General features: G+C 69.0%; 3 protein-coding genes. All 3 read left to right on the top strand.

Annotated elements, in window-relative coordinates:
- Positions 1-51: 51 nt before the first annotated feature.
- Positions 52-888 carry a uroporphyrinogen-III synthase gene (locus H928_RS0100090; protein ID WP_021024643.1) on the top strand — a complete coding sequence of 279 codons (837 nt, stop codon included), beginning with the start codon at positions 52-54 and terminating at the stop codon, positions 886-888.
- Positions 885-2,024 (top strand): uroporphyrinogen-III C-methyltransferase, encoded by a 1,140-nt coding sequence (locus H928_RS0100085; RefSeq protein WP_021024642.1) that lies wholly within the window; start codon positions 885-887, stop codon positions 2,022-2,024. Before H928_RS0100090 ends, H928_RS0100085 begins: the two co-directional genes overlap by 4 nt.
- Before the next feature lie 3 nt (positions 2,025-2,027).
- Positions 2,028-2,522 (top strand): heme biosynthesis HemY N-terminal domain-containing protein (locus H928_RS0100080; RefSeq protein WP_043337997.1); only part of this gene is annotated, 495 nt, incomplete at its 3' end.

The raw sequence follows: 2,522 nt of genomic DNA, 5'->3' as shown, positions 1-2,522 counted from the left end.
GCAGCAAGCGGGCGCACAGGTGCGCCGCTGAGCACCCGGCCGACGTCCACCATGGCTCCGTCCAGCCGCCGCATCATCATCACCCGCCCGCAGCCCGAGGCGGACGACTGGGTCGCCCAGCTGCGCCAGCGCGGGCTGCGGGCCGATGCGCTGCCACTGATCGATATTGTTCCAGCCGACAGCCCCGCCCACCACACGGCGCGGCAGCAGGTGCGCCAGCATTGGCAGCGCTATGGCGCGCTGATGCTGGTCAGCACCAATGCGGCCCGCTTTTTTCTGGACCCGGCCCTCGTGCAGGCGCTGGCCCAGCAGCAGCGCAGTGCGCCCCATACCCGGCTGTGGTGCCCGGGCCCGGGCACGGCACGCGCAGCCCAGACCCTGGGCGTGCCCATCGATTTGATCGACCAACCTGCCACCGATGCCCCGCAGTTCGACTCCGAATCGCTGTGGACCGAGGTCGGTGCCCAGGCTGCAGCGATGGCGGCATCGGGCCAGCGCGTGCTGGTGGTGCGCGGCGCCAGCGCCGGCAGCGCGATCGACCAGTTGGTGTCCGGCTCAGGCCGTGAATGGCTGGCGCGCCAGTTGCAAGCGGCCGGCGTGGGCGTGGATTTTGTCGGTGTCTACGAGCGCCGTGCACCCGCCTGGACGCCAGCGCAACTGGCGTTGGCAGCGCAGGCGCTGACCGATGGCAGCATCTGGCTGTTCAGCAGCTCCGAGGCGGTGATGCATTTAAGCAACAGATTCAGTGCCGCCGCATTGGCGCCTGCCCAGGCGCTCAGCACCCATGCACGCATCGCGCAGGCGACCCGCGCGGCAGGATTTGTCCACATTCAGCAGTGCCGGCCTTCGCTGGAAGACGTGGTGGCGTCGTTAGAATCTGCCCTATGACGCTGCCCGAGCACGCACCGAACCCCACGTCCCCCCACCCGGCCACTGCCTCCCACCAGGCCCACCCTGTGGGCAGCCGCATGCCGCAAGCCTGGGTCTGGACGTCGCTGGCGCTGGGCATTGCCGCCACCATTGCGATCATCAGCGCGGCCATGCTTTGGCAGCGGCTCAACAACATCCAGCAGCAGCTGGCGCTGCAAAGCGCCGACTCGCGCGGCCAGGCCGTGGAAGCGCGCACCCTCGCCCGCCAGGCCGAAGATGTCTCGCGCGACACCGCCTCGCGCATGTCGGTGATGGAGGCCCGCGTGGGTGAAGTCGCGCTGCAACGCGGCCAGCTCGAAGAGCTGGTGCAAAGCCTCTCGCGCAACCGCGATGACACCATGGTCGGCGATATCGAAAGCGCCGTGCGCTTTGCGATGCAGCAAAGCCAGCTGAGCGGCAGCCCCGACCCGCTGGTCAGCGCCCTCAAGATTGCACAGCAGCGCGTGACCGTCTCGGCCCAGCCGCGCCTGGCGCCGCTGCAACGCGCCATTGCCCGCGATCTGGACCGCATCGCCGCGAGCAAATCGCTGGACACCGCCGGCCTGCTGGCCCGCATGGATGACCTGCTGCGCCAGATCGATGATCTGCCGCTGCAAAACGATGTGCTCGACAAAAACGCCCGCCGCACGGCACCCGCCCGCAACCGGGGCAACCAGTCCGCCGCACCGGCCGCAGCGAGCGCCCCTGCCGAGGCCGCAACGGACGACAGTGCCAGCCCCAGCTGGTGGCTGTCGGCGCTGTCCACCGCCTGGGGCGTGGTGCATGAGGAGGCCCGCAGCCTCGTGCGCGTGCGCCGCATCGACTACCCCGATGCAGTGCTGCTCTCGCCCACGCAGGCATTTTTTGTGCGCGAGAACCTCAAGCTGCGCATCCTGAACGCCCGCATGGCCTTGCTGGGCCGCCAGATGAATGCCTCGCGCAATGACCTGGCTGCTGCGGCTGACGCCGTGCACAAGTATTTCGATATCTCCTCGCGCCGAGGCCAGCAGGCCGCCCAGCAGCTCAACCAGCTGCAGCAGGCCATGCAGGATGTGGAAGTGCCACGCGCCAATGACACCCTGGCCGCATTGGCCACGGCGGCGGCAGGACGTTAAGCGATGAGAGCCGCACTTTGGTTGATCGGTCTGTTTGCCGTGGCCGTGGCCGCCGCGCTGTTTGCCGGCAGCAACCAGGGCAGCGTGACCCTGCACTGGCCGCCCTACCGCATCGATTTCTCGCTGAACATGGTGGTCGTGCTGCTGCTGCTGGCCTTTGTGCTGGTCTACGGCGCGCTGCGCGGCGTCAGCGCCATGTTCGAGCTGCCGCGCCAGGCCAAGCGCTGGCGCATCCAGCAAAAAGAGCGCGCCATGCATGGCGCAGCGCTGGATGCCGTGACCCAGCTGCAAGCAGGCCGCTTTGTGCGCGCCCGCAAGGCAGCGCTGTCGGCACTGGCCCAGGAGCAGGCCTTGCAGGACAGCGGCGCCGCCATCCCCAACGGCCTGCAGCTGCGCGTGCTGGGCCATGTGCTGGCCGCCGAGAGCTCGCATGCGCTGCAGGACCAGGCCCAGCGCGACCAGCACTGGGAGCTGGCGATGCAGGAAGCGGCCACGCCC

This window comes from Comamonas sp. B-9 (assembly GCF_000410635.1).
Classification (GTDB): domain Bacteria; phylum Pseudomonadota; class Gammaproteobacteria; order Burkholderiales; family Burkholderiaceae_C; genus Comamonas.
This window is presented reverse-complemented; position numbering and strand designations above follow the sequence as displayed.